Below are 23,763 nucleotides of genomic sequence, written 5' to 3'. Positions count from 1 at the left end.
ACGCTTCCCGCGCCTCGTATGGAGACACTTGCGCCCGCGATCCGCAAGGAACGGTTACATCATGAACTCGACGACCTCAAAAAGCGCAGCCGGCGCCACCCAGATGGCCCGCCCCGCAGTGACGACAAAATCGAAATCGGACGAATTCGTTCGGATTGAAAATGTCGTGAAGAAATTCGGCGACAGCACCGCTGTCGACAACGTCAATCTGAGCATCGCCAAGAACGAGTTGTTCGCGCTGCTCGGCAGCTCCGGCTGCGGCAAGTCCACGCTCCTGCGCATGCTCGCGGGGCTCGAGACGGTGACCTCCGGGCGTATTTTCGTCGACGGCGAAGATCTCGCCGCGATGCCGCCGTACAAGCGGCCGGTCAACATGATGTTCCAGTCGTACGCCCTCTTCCCGCACATGAGCGTGGAGGCGAATATCGCTTTCGGCCTGAAGCAGGAAGGCACGCCGAAGAACGAGATCAAGGAACGCGTGGCCGATGCGCTCAATCTCGTGCAGATGAGCAAATACGCGCAGCGTAAGCCGCATCAACTGTCAGGCGGCCAGCAGCAGCGTGTGGCGCTCGCGCGTTCGCTCGTCAAGCGCCCCAAGCTGCTGCTGCTCGACGAGCCGATGTCGGCGCTCGATAAAAAGATTCGCCAGAAGACCCAGCTCGAACTCGTGAACATCATCGAGAAGGTCGACGTGACCTGCGTGATGGTTACGCACGATCAGGAAGAAGCGATGACGATGGCCGGGCGCCTCGCCGTGATGAGCGAAGGCCGCATCGTGCAGATCGGCTCGCCGAGCCAGGTCTATGAGTTTCCGAATAGCCGCTTCTCCGCCGAATTCATCGGCTCGACCAATCTGTTCGAAGGCACCGTGGTCGCGGATGAACCGGACCATATCTTCGTCGAAAGCGAAGAGCTCGAATCGCGTATCTACGTGAGCCACGGCATTACCGGGCCGCTCGGCATGCCGGTGGGTATCTCGGTGCGTCCGGAGCGCATCAAGGTCTCGCTCGACAAACCGTCGACGCCGCACAACTGGGCACGCGGCGTGGTCTCGGATGTGGCGTACATGGGCAGCTATTCGCTGTATCACGTGCGTCTGCCGAGCGGCAAGACCGTCGTGTCGAATCTCTCCAGCTCGCACCTGATGAGCGAAGGTGCGCCTTCCTATAACGACGACGTGTTCGTCTACTGGTCGCCCGCTAGCGGCGTGGTGCTGACGCAATGAGCAATCCCACTACCTCCTCCCCTGCGGCGCTCGGCGCGCCGTCCGGCAGCCGCCTGCTCGGCTCGCTGAAAAAACGCCTGTCGATGCTGCTGCCGTCGGGCCGCACGACCGTGATCGGCGTGCCGTTCCTCTGGCTCACGGTGTTCTTCGCGTTGCCGTTCGTGCTGGTGCTGAAGATCAGTTTCGCCGATCTGCGTCTCGGCATTCCGCCGTACACGGATCTCGTGACGATCAAGGACGGCATGGTGCATTTCGCCATGCAGCTCAGCCACTACGCGTTCCTGCTGCAGGACGACCTATACGTCGCCACGTATCTCAGCTCACTGAAGATGGCCGCGGTCTCGACCTTCTTTTGTCTGCTGATCGGCTATCCAATTGCGTACTACATCGCCCGCTCGGAACCGACGAAACGCAACCTGCTGATGATGGGCGTGATGCTGCCGTTCTGGACGTCGTTCCTGATTCGCGTCTACGCATGGATCGGCATTCTGAAGGACGACGGCCTGCTCAATCACACGCTGATGGCGGTCGGCATGATTCATTCGCCGTTGCGCCTCTACCACACGGATATTGGCGTCTATATCGGCATGGTCTATTCGTACCTGCCTTTCATGGTGATGCCGCTGTATGCGCACCTCGTGAAGATGGACTTGACACTGCTCGAGGCGGCCTACGACCTCGGCTGCAAGCCGTGGACCGCGTTCACTCGCATCACGTTGCCGCTGTCGAAGAACGGCGTCATCGCCGGCAGTCTACTGGTGTTCATTCCGGCGGTCGGCGAATACGTGATTCCGGAACTGCTCGGCGGCGCCGACACGTTGATGATCGGCCGCGTGATGTGGGATGAATTCTTCAACGATATGGACTGGCCGATGGCATCCGCCGTCACCGTCGCGATGGTGCTACTGCTGCTCGTGCCGATGGCCGTGTTCCAGTACTACCAGGTCAAGGAACTGGAGGGCGCGAAATGATCAAGCCTAATAAGACGCTGTCCAATAGCGTGCTGACGTTCGGATTTCTGTTTCTCTACATTCCGATCATCAGCCTGGTAGTGTATTCATTCAACGAGTCGAAGCTCGTCACGGTGTGGTCGGGCTTCTCGCTCAAATGGTATGGCGCGCTGTTGCAGGACGGCGAACTGCTCAACGCCGCATGGCTCTCGCTGAAGATCGGTCTGCTGACCGCGTGCGCCTCGGTCGTGATCGGCACGTGGGCCGGTTTCGTGCTCGCGCGCTTCGGACGCTTTCGCGGCTTCACGCTGTTCGCCGGCATGATCAACGCGCCGCTCGTGATTCCTGAAGTGATTCAGGGCATCTCGCTGCTGCTGCTGTTCGTCGCGCTCGAACAGATGCTCGGCTGGCCGAAGGGCCGCGGTCTCTTCACGATCTGGATCGGCCACGTGATGCTGTGCGTGTCGTATGTGGCGATCATCGTGCAATCGCGTGTCAAAGAGCTGAACAAGTCGCTCGAAGAAGCCGCGCTCGATCTCGGCGCCACACCCTTCAAGGTCTTCTTCCTGATCACCCTGCCGCTGATCTCGCAGGCGCTGATGTCGGGCTGGCTGCTGTCGTTCACGCTGTCCTTCGACGACCTCGTGCTCTCCGCGTTCCTCTCCGGTCCCGGCTCGACCACGCTACCGCTCGTCGTCTTCTCGCGGGTGCGTCTCGGCCTGAATCCGGAAATGAATGCGCTCGCCACGATCTTCATCACCACGGTGACGATCGGCGTGATTGCCGTGAATCGCTGGATGCAGTTGCGCGAACGCAAGCGCAACCGCGACATGCAGATGGCTTTCGCACTCGCCGAAGCCGCCGACCCCTTGCCCGCGGCACCACAACAAGCCGCCGTACGAAAGTCGCTCGATACGGCACGCGCATAAGAAGTCCTTTTTGCAATACGACCAATAAGGAGAATTTGAATGAGAAAGAAGCTTATCTGTCTGTTGGTGGCGGGGAGTCTGCCTGGCATGGCCATGGCGGACGCCACCAGCGACCAGATCAAGGCGCTGCAGGCCCAACTCAATGCGCTGCAAAAGGAGGTCAAGCAGTTGCGGGCAGAAGTCGCCACCAAGCCTAAGGCAGCCACCGCGGCGACAGCGGCCCCTGCTCCGGCGGTAGTAGCCGCGCCGGTGGATGTCTCGTCGCCTGATTACGGCAAGGCTCAGGCGACGTTGACCAACGACGACGTGACGGCGATGAAGCAACAGATCGCCAATCAGCAGTTGAAGGTCGATTCGCTCGAAGACGCGGCGCAGACCGGGCCGATCGCCGGTTTGTCGGTAACGGGTTATATCGACCCGACCTACCTCTATAACCGCGCGCAGAGCAGCTCGTCGTTCCTGTTCGCGAACCACGAAAGCAGCTACAACTACTTTAACAGCACGTTCGGCGATCTGTACCTCGACATCAAGAAGACCTTCGGTGTCGGCCCGATGGCGCCGTCGGCCGAGATCACCTTGATGCCGAACCGCGGCAACGGCATTACGCTGCTGCAGAATTCGCACGGCGATATCGGCAACAACATCCTGAATACCGCGGTGGTCAACGTGCCGTTGACGGCGACCACGACACTCGTGGCCGGTTTGATTCCGAGCTTCGGCGGCTATGAAGTGCAGCAGTCGAATCAGATGCTCACGCTCACCCACAACCTGCTGTACGACTTCTCGGATCCGGGCAGCTATGTCGGGATCGGCGCGAACTACACGGCAGGCAACTGGGCGTGGAAGTTCTTCCTCGGCAACGAACAGTACCGCACGTACGGTGCGACGACGCAGATCGGCACCAATGCGTTGGGCGATCCGATCACGACCAGCAACAAGATCCCGACCTTCACCGCACGTACCGACTACACGTGGTCGAGCGCACTGGATATCGGCGGTTCGTTCAACATCGGCCGTCAGACCTTGCCTAGCTCGATCGACGCGAACGGCGCAGTCAGCTACGGCGTAGGCGGCCAGGCACCGAGCTCGGGCGGCACGTTCTTCTTCACCGAAGCCGATCTGACCTACACGCTCGCCGACGTGCAGTACAACGCCGAGCTGGACTACGGTCAGCAGCAGAATGCCGCGTACAACGGCGGCCAGGCGCAATGGTACGGCCTGTCGCTGCTCGCGCACCGCAAGTTCAATCTGCCGGTGGTGGGCCGTATGGGCGCGACCTTGCGTTACGACCTGCTGGTCGACAGCAAGAACGGCGGCGGCGGTGGTGGCATCGCGTTGAACGGCAACGGCATGGACACGGCCAACGGCTTCGGTATCGGCGCGGACTGTCTCGCCAATTCGCAGGCGAACGGTGGCCTCGGTTTCGAATGCAAGGGCGCGACCCGCCAGGACGTATCGCTCGACCTGCTGTTCTATCCGACCCAGCAGATCACGGTCAAGGTGGAATACCGCCACGACTGGGCCAACAAGCAGGTGTTCCTGAAGAACGACGGTTCGTATGGCAAGTCCAACGACCTGCTCGCGACACAGTTCATCTACTCGTTCTAATCCGACTTGCCGGCGCGTGGCCTTGTTGTCTAAATAGGCCACGCGCACAGGCTCTTTCCGCATGCTCTGCCTATGCTCCGATTCTCGAACCAGCCTCACGTCGCCTCGTATTACGCCGCCACCGCCAACGACACCACGCGCCATCCCGCGCTCGACGAAACCATCAGCGCCGACGTGTGCGTGATCGGCGCGGGACTGACCGGCATTTCCGCAGCACTGAATCTCGCCGAACGCGGCCATTCGGTCGTGGTGCTCGAAGCATCGAAAGTCGGATGGGCGGCGAGCGGCCGCAACGGCGGCCAGTTGATCGGCGGCTTTGCCTGCGATATCGATACGTTCGCGAAGTACCTGCCCGCGGACGACGTGAAGCGTGTTTGGGACATGGGGATCGAAACCCTCGACATCGTCAAGGAACGCGTCGCGAAGCATCAGATCGACTGCGATCTGACCATTGGTTATCTGACCGCGGCGAACAAGCCGCGCGATACCGACGCGCTGCAAAAATGGCGTGACGAAGCACAACGGCGCTTCGGCTACGACCGCTTCAGTTATGTCGACGCCGACGGCGTCGGCAACTATGTTCAGTCGCAGCGCTACCTGGGCGGCCTGTTCGACGCCGACAGCGGCCATCTGCATCCGTTGAATTACACGCTGGGCCTGGCGCGCGCGGCGCGCGAGGCCGGCGCGCGGATTTTCGAGGACAGTTGCGTCACGGCCTTGCGCGAAGAAAACGGCCGACATGTCGTCGAAACCGCGCACGGCCAGGTGCAAGCACGCTTCGTCGTGCTTGCCTGCAACGCCTATCTCGGCCAGCTTGCGCCGGGCGTGGCGAACAAGATCATGCCGGTCGGCACCTATGTGATCGCCACCGAACCGCTCGACCCCGATCGCGCCGAAGCGCTAATGCCCGCCAAAGCCGCCGTGTGCGATAGTCGCTTCGTGCTCGACTACTTCCGTCCCGCGCCCGATCACCGCTTGCTGTGGGGCGGCAAGGTGAGTTATTCGAAGCTCGCGCCGCGCAACCTGGGCGAAGCGATGCGCCGCGACATGTTGAAGACTTTCCCGCAACTCGACGATGTCAAAATCGACTATGCGTGGGGCGGTTTCGTCGATATCACCATGAACCGCGCGCCGCATTTCGGGCGCCTCTCGCCGACCGTGTATTTCGCGCAAGGTTTCTCGGGGCACGGCGTGAATACCACCGGTCTCGCGGGTAAACTGATCGCCGAGGCGATCGACGGCCAGGCGTCGCGCTTCGATCTGTTCGGCAAGATTCGTCACCGCGACTTTCCCGGCGGCGCTACACTGCGCACCCCTGCCCTCGTACTCGCGATGGCCTGGTATCGAATGAAGGACCTGCTTTGATGAATGCTCCGACTCCCGGCCTCAACACGCTTAATACGCTCGACCGCCGCGCCGATGCGCTGATCGCCAACTCCTACTACGAAGCGAGCGCCGTGCGTCCGCTCGCCGACGACCCCGCGCTCGACGGCACGCTGGAAGCCGACGTGTGCGTGATCGGCGCGGGCTTCGCCGGTTTGTCGGTGGCGCTGGAGTGCCGGGCGCGCGGCTTGTCGGTGGTCGTGCTCGACGCGCATCGTCCCGGTTGGGGCGCGTCGGGCCGCAATGGCGGCCAGACGCTGGTGGGTTTCGCGAAAGACGAGGTCATGGAGCGCCAACTCGGTCTCGACGGCGCGCGCGCCGCGTGGGCGATGTCGGTGGAAGGCGTGGCGCTGGTTCGCGAGCGCATCGAGCGTTATCGCATCGAATGCGATTTCACGTCGGGCTATCTGACGGTCGCCACCAAACCGAAACGTGTGCCCGATTTGCGCTCGTGGATGGAATCGGCTTCGCAACGCTGGGGTTATACGAAGCTCTCGTGGCTCGATACCGACGAGGTCCGTTCGCGCGTCGCTTCGAAGCGCTATCTGGCCGGTGTCTACGATCCGTTTTCCGGCCATCTTCATCCGCTCAAATACTGCCTCGGTCTCGCGGATGCCGCACGCCGCGAGGGCGCGCAACTGTTCGCGCATTCGCCGGTGATCGAGGTCGTGCGGGGTGCCCGGCCTGTCGTGCGGACCGCTCGCGGCGAAGTGCGCTGCCGTTTCGTCGCGGCGTGCGGCAACGCCACGATCGGCGACGTGCTGCCCGCGCCGGTGGCCGCGCGGATCGCGCCGATTGCGTCGTATATCGTCGCCACGGAACCGCTCGGCAAGGATCGCGCGGATGCGTTGATCAAAGGGCGCGAGGCGGTTTGCGACAACAACTTCTTCCTCGACTATTTCCGTTTGTCAGCTGACCATCGCGTGCTGTTCGGCGGGCGGGCGAGTTCGACCGGGGCTTCACCGGTGCAACTTGGCGAAGAGATTCGGCAGCGCATGATCGGCGTGTTCCCGCAACTCGGCGATGTGAGAATCGACTATGCGTGGGGCGGTTTTGTCGACGTGACGCGTAATCGCGCGCCCGATTTTGGGTCGATCGATCCGAATTACTTCTATGTGCAGGGGTTTTCGGGGCACGGCGTCGCGTTGACCGGCATTGCCGGGCGCGTGGTTGCCAAAGCGATGGCGGGCGAGACAGCGGCCTTCGATCTGTTCGCGCAGTTGCGGCATGCGCGCTTTCCAGGCGGGCCGGCGTTGCGGGGGCCCGCGCTAGAACTCGGGATGATGTATCACCGGATTCTGGAATTGTTTTAGGCATCGTCGCATGGTGGCGGCACTCCGCCGCCCCATGCAAACAGCTGCTACGCAACCGTATCGATGTTAGTACCCGTATGGTCAAAGCGGAACGGTGCAGATCCGTTTTGCGCCGGCGAGTCAGACGCGGAAGCCATGATCACCGCCTGACTATTCGCCGCTTGAGTCGAGTCACCGGCCGCAGCGCCGGATTCCACAGCACTCGACTGTTTGGCAGTGGCTTCAGCCGCGGCAACCGTTCGAAGCATCTCCGCATGCGCCGTGGCCGCGGACGCCGAGGAGGCGCCCGTATTCGTGATCTGCGTGATGTCCCGCTGCAAAGCGGTAATCTGGCTGGTGAGCATCATGACTCGCGCATGAGTCTCGGGCGACTGCCCCGCCGTTTTCCACGCCTCTTGCAGTTGCTTGCTGAGCGCTTCCATCTGCTTCTTCAGGCTTTCGACGTCGGGCGTGCTCTCAGCGCTATTCTTTTTCGGGTCCCATGGATACGGAACGGGGGTATCGGTAGCCGTTGAAGTAGAGCTGACTCGCATGGAAACCTCGTTTATAACCTCGAACACGCATGAAGGCCCGCTCAGGGTATCTATTGAGTATCTGGGGTAGAAAGCCGGCCGTCAGATTACCAGAAAACCACTGTTTTCAAGTATTTACCATTCAAGCTCGCCTGAATCAGGCGCTCTGCTATCGTGCCGTTTGCGCTGCTGAAGCTCAAAAAATCAGAACCGCATAATCAAGGCACAATAGCCCACCGCTTTACTATTGTTGATCATCAACACCATACTGTCATATCTGTTCGTATTCCGCTTTTGAGGAGGCGCCGATGACTATTCAACTCACTCGCCAATTCGCATCAAAATTCGCCAACCTCGCGCTTGCCCATCTCACGCGCGAATACCCGAACAAGCTGACGCATTCGCTCGCCGGGCCACAAGACGTGCAAGGTCCGCGTGCGCTGCATCCGATTTTTTACGGCAGCTACGACTGGCATTCGTGCGTGCACGGCTACTGGTTGATTCTGCATCTACTCGAGCGCTTTCCCGATCTGCCTGAAGCGGCGCGCATCGTCGCGGTAGTCGATGAGCATTTCACCGCGGCGAATGTAGCCGGAGAAATTGCCTATCTCGAGCTGCCGCACAACCGTGGTTTCGAGCGTCCATATGGTTGGGCCTGGCTGCTCGCGCTTAGCGCGCAGCTCAGTTCGCTGAAGCTCTCGGAAGCCGCGCGCTGGTCGAAGACCTTTGCGCCGCTCACCAAGGTGTTTGTGGAACGCTTCGAGGACTTTCTTCCGAAAGCGACCTACCCGCTGCGCGTGGGCACACACTTCAACATGGCCTTCGCGTTAGCGCTGACGCTGGATTTCGCGCGGCAAACGTCGCGTGAATCGTTGGAAGCGCTAGTCGTGAATACCGCGGAACGCTGGTTTATGAACGACGTCGCGTGTCAGGCATGGGAGCCTGCCGGCGACGAATTCCTCTCGCCATCGCTCATGGAAGCCGAGTTGATGCGCCGCATCTTGCCGCCCGCGCAATTCGTCGACTGGTTCGGCCGCTTTCTGCCGGATCTCGGCGTGAAAAAGCCCGCTACGCTGTTCGAGCCCGTCACCGTGACGGATCGCACTGACGGCAAGATCGCTCATCTCGACGGCCTGAATCTCAGCCGCGCATGGTGCCAACGTTCGCTGGCGCGCGCACTGCCCGCAGGCGATATTCGCCGGACGATACTGTTCGATGCAGCCGAGCGGCATCTGCAAACCGCACTGCCGCACGTGGCCGGCGATTATATGGGCGAGCACTGGCTGGGCACATTCGCCACGCTTGCATTGGAAGCCTGAACGAAGGCCTGATTCAAGGCTTCGAATCGAACCCAACCCAGCGGCATGGTCCGCTGAAAATACGAAAGCGGCGCCGCACGCGCGAAACGGTTTCTCCCACCAACCGGTTCACGCCGCGAGCACCGCTTTTCCATGATTGCGTCAATCCAGAGCCGCTTCCTGCGGCTCAGCCGGCGAGCGCGCCGGCCTCCTGCATTTACTGCCCCGTCAGCTTTTTAGGCTTCGGCGGCGCCTGAACCTTGTTGTACTGGAACTCGGGCGTCGCCTTCAGCGCGTCCTTGGTGGCGCCGGCCAGATAGAAATTCCCCTGCCGGATGTCCAGCGCTGCGATCGGCACCGCCACGTCGTGCGACGCCACACCGAGGAAGCCGCCAGCGGAGACGATGGCTGCGGACAACGAACCGTCCGGTGCAATCACCAGATCACGGACCGTGCCGATTTTCGCGTTCTGGTCGTTGTACACCGATTTGCCGAGAATGCTCTTCTTCACACTCCAGCCGCTCAGCAGCGCATTCGACTGCTCGACCGTGACGCTCAGCGGTTGCGTGCCGGCGACTTGCGCCTGTGCACCGAGGCTGGTTGCAGCTACTGCGACGACAACAACAAGTTTGCCCAATGTCATATCGTTCACTCCACTCTTAGTAGACTTGACCGGCGCATGGCGTGCGCCGGAAGGAATCGCTGCACCACGATCATACAGACTGCGCGGCGCGGTTGCATCCAGCGTGCCGGAAGGCCGCACGCGGGCACCGCAACGAGCCTGAGCGACAACGCTCGGGGATGGCGTCACGGCCCACGGCGCATGGCGGTAAAATCGCGCAAGGCGATCACGCCGGTTTTAGAGGTGGCAGTTTGACTGAGCTTGAACAGGGTTTCATTTTGACCCGACATTGGCGGGACACGCCCGCCGGCACGGAAGTCGATTTCTGGCTGGCAACGGACAGCGGGCCGCGGCACGTGCGCTTGCGCCCTCAGCCTTCGGTGGCGTTCATTCCCGCCGAACATCGCGAGCGCGCCGAAACGATCCTGCGCCGCGAAGCGCCACTCGATCTGCGTACGCTCGATCTGTGCGACTTTCAGCATCGGCCGGTCATGGGACTTTATTGCCCGCAGTACCGGCAATTGACGGGCTTCGAAAAACGCCTCAAACAAGGCGGCGTCGACGTCTACGAAGCCGATATTTTTCCGCCCGAGCGCTACATGATGGAGCGCTTCATCACGGCGCCGGTATGGTTCGGCGGCGACGCGCAGAACACCGGAAAGAGCGGCCCGCTCCTGAACAGCGAACTCAAGCCGGTCACCGGCTATCGTCCGCCCTTGAAGCTGGTCTCGCTCGATATCGAAACCAGCGCTCACGCCGAGTTGTATTCGATCGCGCTGGAAGGTTGCGGACAGCGCCAGGTGTATATGCTGGGGGCGCCCAACGGCGACGCGAGCACGCTCGACTTCGACCTCGAATACTGCGAATCGCGCGCACAGTTGCTGGAAAAACTGAACGCGTGGATGGAGCGGCACGATCCCGATGCGATCATCGGCTGGAATCTGGTGCAGTTCGATCTGCGTGTGCTGCAGCAGCATGCCGAACAATATCGCGTACCGCTGCGGCTCGGGCGCGGCGGTGCGGTGATGGAATGGCGCGAGCACGGACTCAAGCAGAACCATTTTTTTGCCGGCGCCGCGGGACGCTTGATCATCGACGGCATCGAGGCGCTGCGCTCCGCGACGTGGAGTTTCCCTTCGTTCAGTCTCGAACATGTCGCGCGCTCAGTGCTAGGCGAAGGCAAGGCGATCGACAATCCGTATCAGCGCATGGACGAAATCCAGCGCCGCTTCGACGAGGACAAGCCCGCGCTCGCGCGCTACAACCTGAAAGACTGCGAACTGGTCACACGCATCTTCGCCAAAACGGAGTTGCTGCCGTTCCTGCTGGAACGCGCGAGCGTCACCGGTTTGCCGGCGGATCGCAGCGGCGGATCGGTGGCCGCGTTCACGCATCTGTATATGCCGCGCATGCATCGGCAAGGCTATGTCGCGCCCAATCTCGGCGACGTGGCCGGCGCCGCGAGCCCCGGCGGCTTCGTGATGGATTCGCGCCCCGGTCTCTACGATTCCGTGCTCGTGCTGGACTACAAGAGCCTGTATCCGTCCATCATTCGCACCTTTCTGATCGATCCGGTCGGCCTCGTCGAAGGCATGCTGAATCCGGCCGACGATCAGTCGGTGCCCGGCTTTCTCGGCGCGCGCTTCTCACGCACGCGCCATTGTTTGCCGTCGATCGTCGGGCAAGTATGGCAAGGCCGCGAAACGGCGAAACGCGAGAACAACAAGCCGCTTTCGCAGGCATTGAAGATCATCATGAACGCCTTTTACGGCGTATTGGGATCGACCGGTTGCCGCTTCTTCGATCCGCGCCTCGCGTCGTCGATCACCATGCGCGGCCACGAAATCATGCATGCGACGCGCGAACTGATTCAGGGCGAAGGCTACGAGGTCATTTACGGCGACACGGATTCGACCTTCGTGTGGTTGAAGCACGCGCACAGCGAGGAAGACGCGAGCCGCATCGGCCGCGCGCTGGTCGAGCATATCAATGCATGGTGGCGGCAGAATCTGCAGGAACGGTTCGGGCTCGACAGTGCGCTCGAACTGCAATTCGAGCGGCACTATCGGCGCTTCTTCATGCCGACGATTCGCGGCGCCGAGGAAGGCAGCAAAAAACGTTATGCCGGCCTCACCGTTTTGCCTGACGGCAGCGAAGACATCGTCTACAAAGGACTCGAAACGGTACGCACCGACTGGACGCCGCTTGCGCAGCAGTTTCAGCAGGAACTCTATCGGCGCATTTTCACGCAGCAGCCGTATCAGGACTATGTGCGCGACTATGTGCGTGACACGCTCGAAGGCAAGCTCGACGATCAACTCGTGTATCGCAAGCGCCTGCGCCGGCCGCTCGAAGAATACGAGCGCAATGTGCCGCCGCATGTGCGCGCGGCGCGTGTGGCGGACGAGTTCAATCGGCGGCAAGGGCGCCCGCTGCAATACCAGAACGGCGGCTGGATCAGCTATGTGATGACGGTTGCCGGACCCGAGCCGTTGGAAACGCTGCGCTCGGCCATCGATTACGAACACTATCTGACGCGGCAATTGCAGCCCGTCGCCGACGCTATTCTGCCGCTGCTGCGCGACGACTTCACGACCTTGATGTCAGGGCAAAAGCAGTTGTTCTGAGGCGGTGCTAGCATCGAGCGTATCGAGTCAAAGGCCGCGTGCGCGAAGGGGAGTCGAATTTGAAAACGGCAGGCGAGCTACAACATCAGGCGCAAACCGCCGCGAACCGCGTGTTTTCAGACGGTGCGCTCAGCCTCGGACTCACCCTGCCGATGCAGCGCACCGGCACCATCGTGGCCGATTTCGACGAGCAGCTGGCGCTCGCGCGTCTTGCCGACGAACGCGGCTTTCGCGCGCTCTGGATACGCGACGTCCCGTTGAACAGCGCGGACTACCCGGACCCTGTCGGCCACCTCGACCCGTGGGTGTTGCTCGGCGCGCTCGCCGCGAACACGCGGCGTATCGCGCTCGTGAGCGGCGCCATTGTGCTCACGCTGCGTCATCCGCTGCATATCGCCAAAGCAGCGCTCTCCGTCGATACGCTCAGTCACGGACGCTTCATTCTGGGTCTGGGTTCCGGCGACCGTCCGCCGGAATATGCCGCATTCGGACGAGATTCCGAGGAGCGGCGCGAACTGTATCGCAGTCACTGGGAGACGGTTGCCGCCGCGCTCGGTGAACCGTCTCGCGTGATTCCCGATCGCACGCCTGAAGGTGCGCCGACCTTTCAGCTGTTGCCCGAGAATTCGCACGCGGTGCCGCTGCTTGCAGTGGGTTCGGGCGGTCAGAGCGTCGACTGGATCGCGCGCCATTCGCTGGGGTGGATGACCTATCATCGCGAACCCGACGCACAGCGTGCCCGTTACAGCATGTGGCGCGCCGCCGTCGAACGCGTGGCGCCCGAGGCCTTTCGTGCGTTCGGTGTCGCGATGCGGCTCGAACTCAGCAGCGATCCGCATGAGCCGGCTCAGGCCGTGTCGCTTGGCTATCGGACCGGCCGGCATGCGTTGATCGACATACTCAAAGCGCTACGCGCGGACGGGACACATCATGTGACGTTCAATCTGTCGTCGGAGCGTCCCGTCGCCGAGATCGTCAATGAACTCGCCGACGAGGTGTTGCCGCAGTTTCATCAAGAGAAATAGAAAGCGCGTTGTGCACCTGCTTCGACTCACGGTGTGGACGGACGATCCGTGTCGTACAGGCGGTCCGGGATGAACAGCGCGGTCACGCCGCTCAGGAAGAACACCGCGCCGACCACGAGGAAGCCCAGACCGATGGAGAACTGCGTGGCCAGGAAGCCGATGACGATAGGCGCCGCGCCCGAGCAGAAGCGGCCCAGATTGTAGGAGCCGCCCACAGCAGTGCCGCGGATGGAAGTGGCGAAACTCTCGGACATGAACGTGCCAATCGTGCCCAGTGGTACGCCGTACAGAAAACCGAAGAAAAGCATGAGCACAGCAATGTTCTCCCGCGTATGCGAGAAGATGATCACCGGCAGAAAAATCGCGGCGCCCACGCAGCCGAGGACATACACGCCACGCCGGCTCCAGCGGTCGCCCAGCCAGCCGGCGAAAATCTTGCCGACGAAGGCGACGACGTAAGTGCCGATCATGTACCCAGTCAGCGCGCTGAACTTGATATGCAGTTCTTTTTCGAGGTACGTCGGTAGCCAGTTATTCAATCCATAGAACCCGGAAAGAATGAAAACCGAAGCCAGGGTCCACAGGATAAACAGGGTTCGTGTCTGTCGATTGCTGAAAATCACGTGGTAGCGGCTATCGCGCCATCGACGTTGGCTCGTGCGCTCGACGGCGTGGCTCGCCCGCCAGCTAGCCGGCTCGGGCACCGCGAACTTGATCGCCAAAGCAAACACCACAGGCAGCGCCGACACGTAGTACAGGGTGCGCCAACCGTAGTGCGGCAATATCCAGCTGCTCAGCGCAATGACGACGATGTAGCCGGCCGAAATGCCGGTCTGCAATGCACCCAGAATCAGCGAGCGCCGTTCCGTGGGGACGTATTCGGCAACGAGCGTAGTGACCAGCACCATGGAGCCGATGCCCAACGAACTGATAAAGCGGACGATCGCGAATTCCAGAAAGCTGTGCGTGAGCCCAAGCAGCCCCGCGCCGAGCGAAAAAAGCGCCAGCGCCCAGACCACCACCCTCACCCGCCCTATGCGATCGCTCGCCCAGCCGCCGAAAATCCCCCCGACCGCCATGCCTAACAACGTCAGGCTGCCCAATGCGCCGGCCTGGACATTGCTCAATCCAAAGTCGTCCTTGATGCGCGTCAGCGTGAGGCCGTACATCATGACATCGGCGCCATCCGCCATGAGCGCAAGATAGCCGAGAATGAAAACAAGCAGCCAGCGTCCCTGCGATTCGGAGGTTTGGCTCACCGATGACGCGGTTGCAACACGATGGGTAGTGGTCATGTCAGAGAGGCGTCAAGCTGTTGGCGGATATCGTCTGGCGCGAAATGAGAGCGGGAGCCAGGAAGGAACCGATCAGCAATCCCAACTCTTCATGTCTCGTCGTGTACCACCTCTCCTGATGCGTCAGGTTCATCGTGCCGATGCACACGCCGTCGTACGCGATCGGGATATTCAGTATCGATCCGAGACCCATCTCGGTCATCACGGTGTGATCGTCGAACGCTTCGCGAATGCCTTGCGGCGTCTCCGCGCGAAATGGCTTGAGATCGTGCAGTATCTGTCGGGCCCACGGGGTGCCGTGCTTTTTCTTGCGCCCGCCGACCGGATAGACATCGGGCATGTTCGTATAGACGCGCTCCACCTCCTGGTTTTGCGCGTCGTAGGACATGATCGTGAACAGGCTGAAGCCGATTGCGCTTGCCGCCACCTCATGCACCGCACGGAAAATCGCCATCGGCTGCCCCGTGAGCCGCATGGCCTTCGCGAGATGCTCAAGGTTCGATATGTCCAGCGCTTGCGGGGTTGGCGGCGCAGTTTCGATCCGGTTGCCTTGCATCGTCTGTATGGGAAAGTTGGCAAATCACGGCATTCAGCCGTGTATTTCAGTGGAATTGAGCGGGCCTCGAACATCCTGCGTGCGTCCGAGCTCCTCGGCCTCGATGTCTTCGAGCGAGCGGTTGCGAGTCTCGATACCCAGGAAGAAAACCACGCAGGCCCCGATGAGCAGAACTGTCGTGGTCATCGCGAACACGCCCAGGAATCCGAGCACGGGATAGACGAGCCCGACCAGAATCGGCGCGCTCACCGAGCCGATGCGGCCGAACGATGAAGACGATCCGGTGCCAGTCGTGCGCACCGCAGTCGGGAATACTTCGGGGGTGTACGCATACACGCCTGCGAACGCGCCATTCATGAAGAACGACAGGCATATGCCCGCGACCATGATCCCGATTCCCGTGTGAGAGAACGCAAGCGCAATCGCCGCGATGCCCCCCAGCAGCATGTAGGATGCGACCACGGCCTTCCGGCCGATCCGTTCATTGAGCCATGCGGCCGAGAAATACCCCGGAATCTGCGCCCCATAGATCGCGATGGAATAGCCGAAGCTCTTCGTCATGGTGAGCCCCTCTTTGAGGAGCAAGCTCGGAATCCAGGAGAAGAACGAGTAGTACGCGAATGCAACCGAGAACCACATCAGCCAACTGACTGCCGTGGTGCGCGCGAGTCGCGGCGACCACAACGTCAGCACGTTCTGCAATGCGCTACCGCTTGCACGTGGCGATGCGGAAAGCATGCCGACGGAGGCGACAGGCGGAAGATGAATGCCTTTGTCGGCAAACCATGACTCGATCGTGCTCACGATGCGGTTCGCTTCATCCGTTCGCCCCTGGCTCTCGAGCCATCGTGGCGACTCAGGCAGCGTCCTGCGCCACCACAGCAGCATGACGACGGGCAACGACGTCACCACGGCCAGATAGCGCCAGCCATCGACAAAATTTCGCACCACGACGAAGCCGAGGATAGACGAACTCAGATAACCGAACGACATGAAGCCGACCAGCGCGCCGCAAAACATGCCCCTGTAACGACGCGGCACGAATTCCGCAAGGAACGGCGCGATCACCACGGTCTCCGCGCCAGAACCAAATCCCGCGACGATGCGCAACGCGAAGAACGTGTGCCAGTCCGTAGCGGCGGCACTCGCGAGCGACGCGACACAGTAGATTGCCAGCGCCGTCATCATGATGCGGCGACGGCCGATCAGATCGGCGAATACGCCCGACAGGAAAGCCCCGAAGAAGTAACCGATATAGGTGCTGCTCGCAACGAGGCCGGTCTCGGCGCTCGTCAGGTGCCACAGCTTGCTCACGACCGGCAACAGGAATGCGAGTGACGATGAATCGAGTCCATCGAACAGATATCCCAAACCACCAATGAGCAGGAGTTTGCGATGAAAGCCCGATAACGGAAGTCTTTCAAGACGAGCGGCTACGGCAGACACGGTAACTTTCTCCTTGAAGGAATGGACACGATCTCCGCCATGCCGACGTTATCGCCCGACCGCATAGGCCTGCATCTGGCGCGGCGTCGCTGCGCCACGCATCAGACCGTTTCTGATCCCGACCGCGCAGACCCGCCCCAGCGCCCACGGTTCGGCCACGGTCAGGTCGTGCCCACGCGCGCGTAACTCGGCGATGGTGCTTTCCGGGAAACGGGACTCGGCGGACATCTTGCCGAGATGCATTGCGCGCGGGTAGAACGAACCTGGAAAGTGAGCAGTCTGGAACGAGGGCGAATCCGCGGCTGCCTGAAAATTCATGCCGGCGTGCACGTGTTTGAGGAATAGCTGGAGCGACCATTGATCCTGCTGGTCGCCACCGGGCGTGCCGAACGCCGCATAGGGTTTGCCCGCGCGGGTGACGAGCGTCGGCGACAGTGTCGTGCGCGGACGGCGCGCCGGTCCGAGCGATGAGGGCAAGCCTTCTTCCATCCAGAACATCTGCGCGCGCGTGGTGACGTTGAAGCCGAGACCGGGCACCGCCGGCGATGCCTGCAGCCAGCCGCCCGACGGCGTGGCCGACACCATGTTGCCCCAGCGGTCGACGACATCGAGATGAACCGTATCGCCTCGCAGTTCGGGCAACGGGGCGAAGGTCGGCTCGCCCTGGCCAAAGCCGCCGGATTGTTCCTTGCCAGCCAATGCCATGATGCGCGCGGCGCGCTGCTCGCTGTCGCCCAGCCTGCCGGGACGGAATTCAAGTGACGCCCGGTGCGGATCGATCAGCCGGCGACGTTCGTTGTTGTACGCGTCGCTCAGCAGCACATCCATTGGCACATGGGCGAACGCAGGGTCGCCGTAAAACACCTCGCGATCGGCGAACGCGAGCTTCGAGCATTCGATGATCGTATGGACGAAGTCCGGTCCCATCGGGTCCATGGCCGCGAGATCGAAGCCCTTGAGCAGCGCGAGCTGCTGCAGGAACATCGGCCCCTGGCCCCACGGACCGGTCTTGTGGACACGGAGATCCCCATAGTCGTACGACACGGGGTCTTCATAGGACGGTTCCCAGCGAGCGAGGTCGCCAGCATCGAGCAGGCCGCGGTTGCGCTGGCCCGACGTGTCGAGAACGGCCGTCGAACCAAAATACTGGTCGATGGCGTCAGCCACGAAGCCGCGATAAAAGACCTCGCGGGCGCGTTCGCACTGTTCGCCGCGGTCACGCCGGGTATTCGCTTCTCGCAGAATGCGCTTGTAGGTGTTGGCAATGGCCGGATTGGCGAATAGCTGGTTCGGCATTGGTGCATCGCCGTCGCGCAGCCATTGCTCGGCCGAAGTCGGCCATTCGGTCCGGAAGAAATCCTTGATGGCGAGGATCGATGACGTCATGCGAGGCAGCACCGGATAGCCGTTTTCCGCATACCCGATCGCATAACTCAGCACGTCCTCGAGCGGCAACTGGCCGTAATCGCGCAGCATGGCCATCCATGCGCCGAATGCACCGGGCACCACGGCAGGCAACAATCCCGTACCCGGAACGACTTCCAACCCTAACTTCCGCATGCGCTCGATGGTCATGGCCGCGGGCGTCACGCCCTGCCCGCAAAGCACACGCACGCGGTCTTCGCGCGCGCTGTAGAACACGACCGGCAGTTCACCGCCCGGACCGTTCAGATGCGGCTCGACGATCTGCAGAACAAAACCGGCGGCGGCCGCCGCATCGAATGCGTTACCGCCTTTCTCGAGCACGGCCATGGCCGATGCGCTGGCGAGCCAGTGCGTGGAAGCCACCATGCCGAATGTGCCGATCAGTTCCGGGCGGGTTGTGAACGACATGCGCTGCTCCTTTGCGATCGCGGGTGACTGGTAACTGTTGGGTGAACCAATCACCATAGGTACGGGTTAAACAAACGACAAAGATACTGCTGAAACCAATCAGTTTCACTTGATGCTAACCCGAAATCTCCTTGCAATATACCGAGTCAAAAAGTTTTCTGTAAACTGCGCGTCACGGCGTGCTAATTCTGCTATGGTTTGAACCAATGATCATTGGTTCTAGCGAAGAAATTGGAAAAAACCGTACTGGAAGGGTTACTCGGCTATATCGCCGACCATCAACTCAAGGACGGCGACGCGTTGCCGCCTGAAAGAAAGCTGGCCGAAGACCTTGGCGTCAGTCGAAGGGAACTGCGCTCGGTGCTGGCTTCGCTGGAGGCGTCAGGCCGGGTCTGGCGCGGTGTCGGGCGCGGCACCTATCTGGGCGCGCGGCCGCTGAAGTTCGGTCCCACGCTGCGTGGACTGCGCGCGGGGACCAGTCCGGCGGATATCGCCGAAATGCGGCTGCTGTTCGAGCCCGCTCTCGCGGAACTCGCCGCTACGAAAGCCAGTTGGGACGATCTGCTGGAACTGGAAAAGTGCGCACGCAAAAACGCTGCGGCGAAAAACGACGAAGAGTGGCAACAATGGGATCATCGCTTTCACTTGCTGATCGGCCAGGCCACCCGCAATCCCGCACTCATCGCGCTGATGGAAGTCATCAACGGCATGCGCGTAAAACCGGACGTGCGTGAGAAGACGGTCGCCCAGGAGACCCGGCAGTATTTCGCCCAGCAGCATCAGGCTATCGTCAATGCCATGAAGGCCCGTGATGGAGAGACGGCGGCCCGGTGCATGCGCGAGCATCTGCTGAGTGTTCAGGGGCGCGCATCGGGTAACGTGAACTGATTTTCGCGAAGGCCAGGTTATTGGGAGATCTTCTCCAACTCAATCCCCTTCGTGCGCGGCCCCATCAATCCAATCGCCAGCATCACGATCAGCATCGCCCCGGCGATGAACACGAACACGCCGCTAGTGCCGAAGTGCTTCAACACCGCTGCAATCAGAAAGGCCGTGAAGATCGCCGAGAAGCGACTCCACGAATAGACGAAGCCCACCGCGCGCGCCCGAATGCTGGTCGGAAAAAGCTCCGTCTGATACGCGTGGAAGCTGTACGAAATGATGTTGCCCGCGAGCGTCAGGCAGACGCCGAGACTCACCAGCAACACCGGACCCGCGCGCGCGGATACTGACGCGATCGCGCTGTCGTTGGGCTGGTAAAGATCCTCACGATCAGATCTGGTTGCTGCGCTTCGTCCGCTCAAGCGCACCGGTGCGCTTCTCACCGCCGATTAAAACTGTTTTTTCCCATGACCCGCTTATCGCACTGCCGGGACGAAGATAGTCTCAGTCGACTCGCAACCTAGCAACAGGACTTTTCGTGGAACGACAGGCAACTCACTGGATAAACGGAGAATGGCTGGAAACCGGCACACCCCGGGAAAGCATCGACCCGGCAACCGGCCAGGCATTCGCATCGTATTTTGACGGCGGACTCGACGAAGCGAAGCGCGCCGTCGCGGCCGCCCGTAGGACCTTTCTCGAGACCGACTGGAAAGTCGATCCGATGAAGCGCGCGACCGCGCTGAGCCATCTCGCCGATGCCTACGAGCAACGTGCCCAGGACATCATCGACTGCCTCTCGACCGAAAACGGCAAGCCCAAAGTCGAAGCCGGTTTTGAAGCCATGCAGATCGTGCGCGCGCTGCGGTTTGCGTCCGGCCTCGCGTTGCATACATACGGGCGCGTGTCGGAGCCGCGCCCCGGAACACAGTCGATGGTGCTCCGCCAGCCGGTGGGCGTGGCGGGGCTGATCGTGCCATGGAATTCGCCGGCCTATCTGCTGATCCGCGCGCTGGCGCCCGCGCTCGCGGCAGGCTGCACCGCAGTCGTCAAGCTGCCGGCCCAGGCGGCGCAGACCGCGCGGCTTTCGGCCGAGATACTCGCGAGCGTGCCGGAAATTCCCCGCGGGACAATCAATCTGTTCGTCGAAAGCGGTGCGGACGGCGCGAAGTTTCTCGTTGAATCACTCGATGTCCCGGTCATCAGCTTCACGGGCAGCACCTCAACCGGACGTGCAATCGCCACGGCAGCTGCCGCCCGTTTCAAGCGGGTCGGGCTCGAACTTGGCGGAAAGACGCCGCATCTGGTTTTCGACGACGCGGATCTCGCACAGGCGGTGCCGACCATCGCGGCATCGTCCACCGTGTTCGCAGGTCAGTTCTGTGTGACGGGCAGCCGCATTCTGGTTCAGAGCGGAATCGCGGAGCAGTTCAAGGACCTGCTGGCGGAACGACTCGCCGCTGTGCAGCCCGGTGCATCCGCCGATGCATCAAGCCAGATGGGCCCGCTCATCGACCGCGCGTCGGTTGAGCGGGTCGACCGGATGGTCGTGGCCGCGCTGGCGGAAGGCGCGACAGCCATCGTGCGAGGCGGCCCGATTGTCGAAGGGCCACTCGCAGCAGGCGCCTTTTACCGCCCCACGCTGCTGGAAGTGCCCGCGTCGGGTCTTGCCATCTCGCGCGACGAAGTGTTCGGTCCGGTGCAGACGCTTCAGGTGTTCGACACGGAAGACGAAGCCATCGCACTAGCCAACGATAGCGAGTATGGCCTGAGCGCTTGCATCTGGACGCGAGACGCGGACCGGCCGATCCGCGTGGCGCGTCAGCTCGACGCCGGCCATATTTGCATCAACGAGTGGGCGGGCATGCAGGTCGAATTCGAGGAGGGCGGCCTCAAGAACAGCGGCCAGGGCCGGCTCGGCGGCCTCGCCGGCATCGACGACTTCCTCGAGTACAAGCAGATCCTTCAGGTCTTCCACCGCGCGTGACAGAAACGGCGACACCGGCAACGGAAAGACCGCCACTCCTCATTACCTAACGCATCCGGAGATTTCCCCCATGGCGTCCACCGCTTCGTCACTCTTCACGCCGACCGTTGTTTCACAGTTCCAACTCCCGCACCGCGTCGTCATGGCGCCGATGACACGCTCGCGCAGCACACAGCCGGGCGACGTGCCCAACGCGATGATGGCGCGCTACTATGCGCAGCGCGCATCGGCCGCATTGATCGTCACCGAGGCCACGCAGATTTCTCCGCAGGGCAAGGGCTATTCGTTCACGCCGGGGATTTACAGCGCCGCGCAGGTCGCGGGATGGCGTCTCGTCACCGATGCGGTTCACGCCGCCGGCGGCCGGATATTCCTGCAACTGTGGCACGTGGGGCGTATGTCGCATCCGGACTTCCATGACGGCGAACTGCCTGTCGCGCCGTCCGCCATTCCCTTTGACGGCCAGATCTGGAAGGTGGATCCGACGACGGGCGTAGGCGCAATGGTCGCGTGTCCGACGCCGCGCGCGTTGTCCATCGATGAAATCCGGGATGTCGTGGCCGACTTCCGTCGCGCAGCGCGTAACGCGATAGACGCAGGTTTCGACGGTGTGGAAATTCACGGCGCGAACGGCTATCTCGTCGACCAGTTCCTGCGGACGACCTCCAACACACGCACCGACGAATACGGTGGTTCGCGTGAAAACCGGCTGCGCTTTCTGAAGGACGTGGTCAACGCCGTGGCCGACGAAGTTGGCGCGGAGCGCACTGCCATCCGTCTCGCGCCGTTCCTGACCGCCCGCGGCATGGACTGTCCGGACATCCTGCCGACGATTCTCGAAGCGACCGAGTTTCTGCAAGCGCGCGGCATCGCCTATCTGCATCTCGTCGAAGCCGACTGGGACGACGCTCCTCAGTTTTCCGAAACATTCCGCAAGGCCATCCGCGAACGTTTTACGCGCCCAGTCATTGTTGCCGGTAAGTACGACTCGACCCGCGCCGAGTGGGTTCTGTCGCACGGCTATGCGGACCTGATCGCCTTCGGCCGCCCGTTCGTCGCGAACCCCGACTTTCCTCGCCGCCTGGCCGAGGGCTTGCCGCTTGCCGGCTTCGACGGCAGTACGTTGTTTGGCGGCACCGAACGCGGATACGGCGATTACCCGAACTGGAGCGGCGCCGCGACAACGGCGAAAGAAGGTGCGCTTGCGCCGTAAGCGACCATTCACCAGCAAAGCACGCCATGTTAAATTCTCACACTGCGACTCACACACCATCTTCATCGCGCTCCCGGCGCATCGCCTTCGTAGAGGCATGCTGGCATAAAGACATCGTCGATCGTTGTCGAACCTCGTTCATCGCGGAACTTGCTCAGGCTGGCTATGCCGAATCGGACTGCGATTTCTTCGAAGTTGCCGGAGCATTCGAAATTCCACTGCAGGCTAAAATTCTTGCGAAGAGCGGCAAGTATGCGGCGGTGGTCTGCGCCGGGCTCGTCGTTGACGGCGGGATCTATCGCCACGAATTCGTGGGTCAGGCAGTCATCTCCGGACTGATGCAGGTGCAACTGGAAACCGGAACACCGGTCCTGTCCGCCGTGTTGACACCGCATCACTTCCACAGCTCGGAGGAGCACATGAATTTCTTCCTCGCACACTTCGAAGTGAAAGGCGCCGAGGTCGCTCGCGCCTGCATCCAGACAGTGGAAACGATCGCTGCATTGCGCAACTCGCACGAGTGCGCGCCGGCAGCACAAGCGGGCTGAGGGAGGAAGGAAACGGCGACCGCACGCGAGCGGCCGCCGCATTTGTCAGTCAGAACGTTTCCCAGCCTTCTGTCCGCGAGTGAGCAGTGCTGGCACCGGAGTGGCCGCCCTCGCTGCAGAGGTTTGGGGCTCTTGTGCCCTTACGACCGGAGCCTTGGGTAGCGGGGCAGATCGAACCTGCAGCTTGGGCCGTTCGACACGTTCAAGTCCGCCAAGGCCGGCACCCGACTGGAATTGATAGGCGCCTGCAGAAATAAATCCGATGCGTTTGATGAACAAGACACCTTTTCCTATCAGGTTTCCCAGCACACCAACATAAAAGGAACCGAACTGTACGGCACTATTTCGCAAAACCAACAATCGCACCTGGCAGCGTGCAGCTACTGCCGGAAGCCTCTCCGCGGCCGCCCGGCAACTCGGCCTGTCGCCCGCCATGGCGACAAAGCATCTTGACGCGGTGGAGCAACGGCTGGGTGTGCGTCTGTTTCACCGCAGCACGCGCAAGCTCACA

General features: G+C 61.7%; 19 protein-coding genes and 2 pseudogenes. 14 read left to right on the top strand and 7 right to left on the bottom strand.

The features are described 5' to 3' along the window. Nucleotides 1-61: 61 nt before the first annotated feature. The 6 genes from PQR42_RS00105 to PQR42_RS00080 all read left to right on the top strand — a co-directional run bounded on the left by PQR42_RS00105 (nucleotide 62) and on the right by PQR42_RS00080 (nucleotide 7,408). Entirely contained in the window at nucleotides 62-1,225 is a 1,164-nt protein-coding gene (locus PQR42_RS00105; RefSeq protein ID WP_408385127.1) for an ABC transporter ATP-binding protein, read from the top strand. Next, nucleotides 1,222-2,196, top strand: a complete 975-nt coding sequence (locus PQR42_RS00100; protein WP_408385129.1) for an ABC transporter permease subunit — start codon at nucleotides 1,222-1,224, stop codon at nucleotides 2,194-2,196. Before PQR42_RS00105 ends, PQR42_RS00100 begins: the two co-directional genes overlap by 4 nt. Then, nucleotides 2,193-3,104, top strand: coding sequence for an ABC transporter permease subunit (locus PQR42_RS00095; protein WP_408178201.1), 912 nt, complete (start codon nucleotides 2,193-2,195; stop codon nucleotides 3,102-3,104). The genes PQR42_RS00100 and PQR42_RS00095 overlap by 4 nt, the downstream gene beginning before the upstream one ends. Before the next feature lie 39 nt (nucleotides 3,105-3,143). Next, the gene (locus PQR42_RS00090) at nucleotides 3,144-4,712 is read left to right on the top strand and encodes a DUF3138 family protein (RefSeq protein WP_408385131.1); all 1,569 of its coding nucleotides are present in this window, start codon (nucleotides 3,144-3,146) and stop codon (nucleotides 4,710-4,712) included. A 72-nt stretch (nucleotides 4,713-4,784) separates the two neighbouring features. Continuing rightward, the gene (locus PQR42_RS00085; RefSeq protein WP_408385132.1) at nucleotides 4,785-6,077 is read left to right on the top strand and encodes an NAD(P)/FAD-dependent oxidoreductase; all 1,293 of its coding nucleotides are present in this window, start codon (nucleotides 4,785-4,787) and stop codon (nucleotides 6,075-6,077) included. Then, nucleotides 6,077-7,408, top strand: a complete 1,332-nt coding sequence (locus PQR42_RS00080; protein ID WP_408385135.1) for an NAD(P)/FAD-dependent oxidoreductase — start codon at nucleotides 6,077-6,079, stop codon at nucleotides 7,406-7,408. Before PQR42_RS00085 ends, PQR42_RS00080 begins: the two co-directional genes overlap by 1 nt. 47 nt (nucleotides 7,409-7,455) lie before the next feature. Here PQR42_RS00080 and PQR42_RS00075 read toward each other — a convergent pair whose 3' ends face one another. Next, a complete protein-coding gene (locus tag PQR42_RS00075) occupies nucleotides 7,456-7,941 on the bottom strand; it encodes a hypothetical protein (RefSeq protein ID WP_408385136.1) in 486 nt (161 codons plus the stop codon). Between the two features lie 287 nt (nucleotides 7,942-8,228). Here PQR42_RS00075 and PQR42_RS00070 point away from each other — a divergent pair, with 287 nt between their 5' ends. Then, a complete protein-coding gene (locus PQR42_RS00070; protein WP_408217508.1) occupies nucleotides 8,229-9,239 on the top strand; it encodes a DUF2891 domain-containing protein in 1,011 nt (336 codons plus the stop codon). Nucleotides 9,240-9,435: 196 nt separating this feature from the next. Here PQR42_RS00070 and PQR42_RS00065 read toward each other — a convergent pair whose 3' ends face one another. After that, entirely contained in the window at nucleotides 9,436-9,861 is a 426-nt protein-coding gene (locus PQR42_RS00065) for a PRC-barrel domain-containing protein (protein WP_408217505.1), read from the bottom strand. Nucleotides 9,862-10,091: 230 nt separating this feature from the next. On the opposite strand from PQR42_RS00065, the gene PQR42_RS00060 reads away from it, so the two are divergent. After that, nucleotides 10,092-12,467, top strand: coding sequence for a DNA polymerase II (locus PQR42_RS00060; protein ID WP_408217502.1), 2,376 nt, complete (start codon nucleotides 10,092-10,094; stop codon nucleotides 12,465-12,467). 59 nt (nucleotides 12,468-12,526) lie between these two features. After that, the gene (locus PQR42_RS00055) at nucleotides 12,527-13,492 is read left to right on the top strand and encodes an LLM class oxidoreductase (protein ID WP_408385138.1); all 966 of its coding nucleotides are present in this window, start codon (nucleotides 12,527-12,529) and stop codon (nucleotides 13,490-13,492) included. 26 nt (nucleotides 13,493-13,518) lie between these two features. On the opposite strand, the gene PQR42_RS00050 is transcribed toward PQR42_RS00055, so the two are convergent. The 4 genes from PQR42_RS00050 to PQR42_RS00035 are packed head-to-tail and all read right to left on the bottom strand — an operon-like array spanning nucleotide 13,519 to nucleotide 18,622. Further along, nucleotides 13,519-14,787, bottom strand: coding sequence for an MFS transporter (locus PQR42_RS00050; RefSeq protein ID WP_408385140.1), 1,269 nt, complete (start codon nucleotides 14,785-14,787; stop codon nucleotides 13,519-13,521). A gap of 1 nt (nucleotide 14,788) precedes the next feature. Continuing rightward, complete coding sequence (locus PQR42_RS00045) at nucleotides 14,789-15,343, bottom strand: GAF domain-containing protein (protein ID WP_408385142.1); 555 nt, start codon at nucleotides 15,341-15,343, stop codon at nucleotides 14,789-14,791. Between the two features lie 33 nt (nucleotides 15,344-15,376). Then, the gene (locus PQR42_RS00040) at nucleotides 15,377-16,789 is read right to left on the bottom strand and encodes an MFS transporter (protein WP_408385145.1); all 1,413 of its coding nucleotides are present in this window, start codon (nucleotides 16,787-16,789) and stop codon (nucleotides 15,377-15,379) included. A gap of 48 nt (nucleotides 16,790-16,837) precedes the next feature. Further along, nucleotides 16,838-18,622: a gamma-glutamyltransferase family protein gene (locus PQR42_RS00035; protein ID WP_408385147.1), complete on the bottom strand. Its 1,785-nt coding sequence runs from the start codon at nucleotides 18,620-18,622 to the stop codon at nucleotides 16,838-16,840. 231 nt (nucleotides 18,623-18,853) lie between these two features. On the opposite strand from PQR42_RS00035, the gene PQR42_RS00030 reads away from it, so the two are divergent. After that, nucleotides 18,854-19,510, top strand: a complete 657-nt coding sequence (locus PQR42_RS00030; protein ID WP_408385149.1) for a FadR/GntR family transcriptional regulator — start codon at nucleotides 18,854-18,856, stop codon at nucleotides 19,508-19,510. 17 nt (nucleotides 19,511-19,527) lie between these two features. On the opposite strand, the pseudogene PQR42_RS00025 reads toward PQR42_RS00030, so the two are convergent. Next, nucleotides 19,528-19,827, bottom strand: a pseudogene (locus PQR42_RS00025) (MFS transporter); the annotation flags it as partial. A 215-nt stretch (nucleotides 19,828-20,042) separates the two neighbouring features. On the opposite strand from PQR42_RS00025, the gene PQR42_RS00020 reads away from it, so the two are divergent. The 4 genes and pseudogenes from PQR42_RS00020 to PQR42_RS00005 all read left to right on the top strand — a co-directional run. Continuing rightward, nucleotides 20,043-21,491: an aldehyde dehydrogenase family protein gene (locus tag PQR42_RS00020; RefSeq protein ID WP_408385151.1), complete on the top strand. Its 1,449-nt coding sequence runs from the start codon at nucleotides 20,043-20,045 to the stop codon at nucleotides 21,489-21,491. 70 nt (nucleotides 21,492-21,561) lie between these two features. Further along, complete coding sequence (locus PQR42_RS00015; protein WP_408385154.1) at nucleotides 21,562-22,704, top strand: alkene reductase; 1,143 nt, start codon at nucleotides 21,562-21,564, stop codon at nucleotides 22,702-22,704. Between the two features lie 26 nt (nucleotides 22,705-22,730). After that, the gene (locus PQR42_RS00010; protein ID WP_408217476.1) at nucleotides 22,731-23,252 is read left to right on the top strand and encodes a 6,7-dimethyl-8-ribityllumazine synthase; all 522 of its coding nucleotides are present in this window, start codon (nucleotides 22,731-22,733) and stop codon (nucleotides 23,250-23,252) included. A 373-nt stretch (nucleotides 23,253-23,625) separates the two neighbouring features. After that, a pseudogene (locus PQR42_RS00005) lies at nucleotides 23,626-23,763 on the top strand (helix-turn-helix domain-containing protein); the annotation flags it as partial.

This window comes from Paraburkholderia sediminicola, assembly GCF_046027355.1.
Classification (GTDB): Bacteria; Pseudomonadota; Gammaproteobacteria; order Burkholderiales; family Burkholderiaceae; genus Paraburkholderia; species Paraburkholderia sediminicola_B.
Note: the sequence above shows the minus strand (reverse complement) of the source record. Positions and strands in the feature narration are given on the sequence as shown.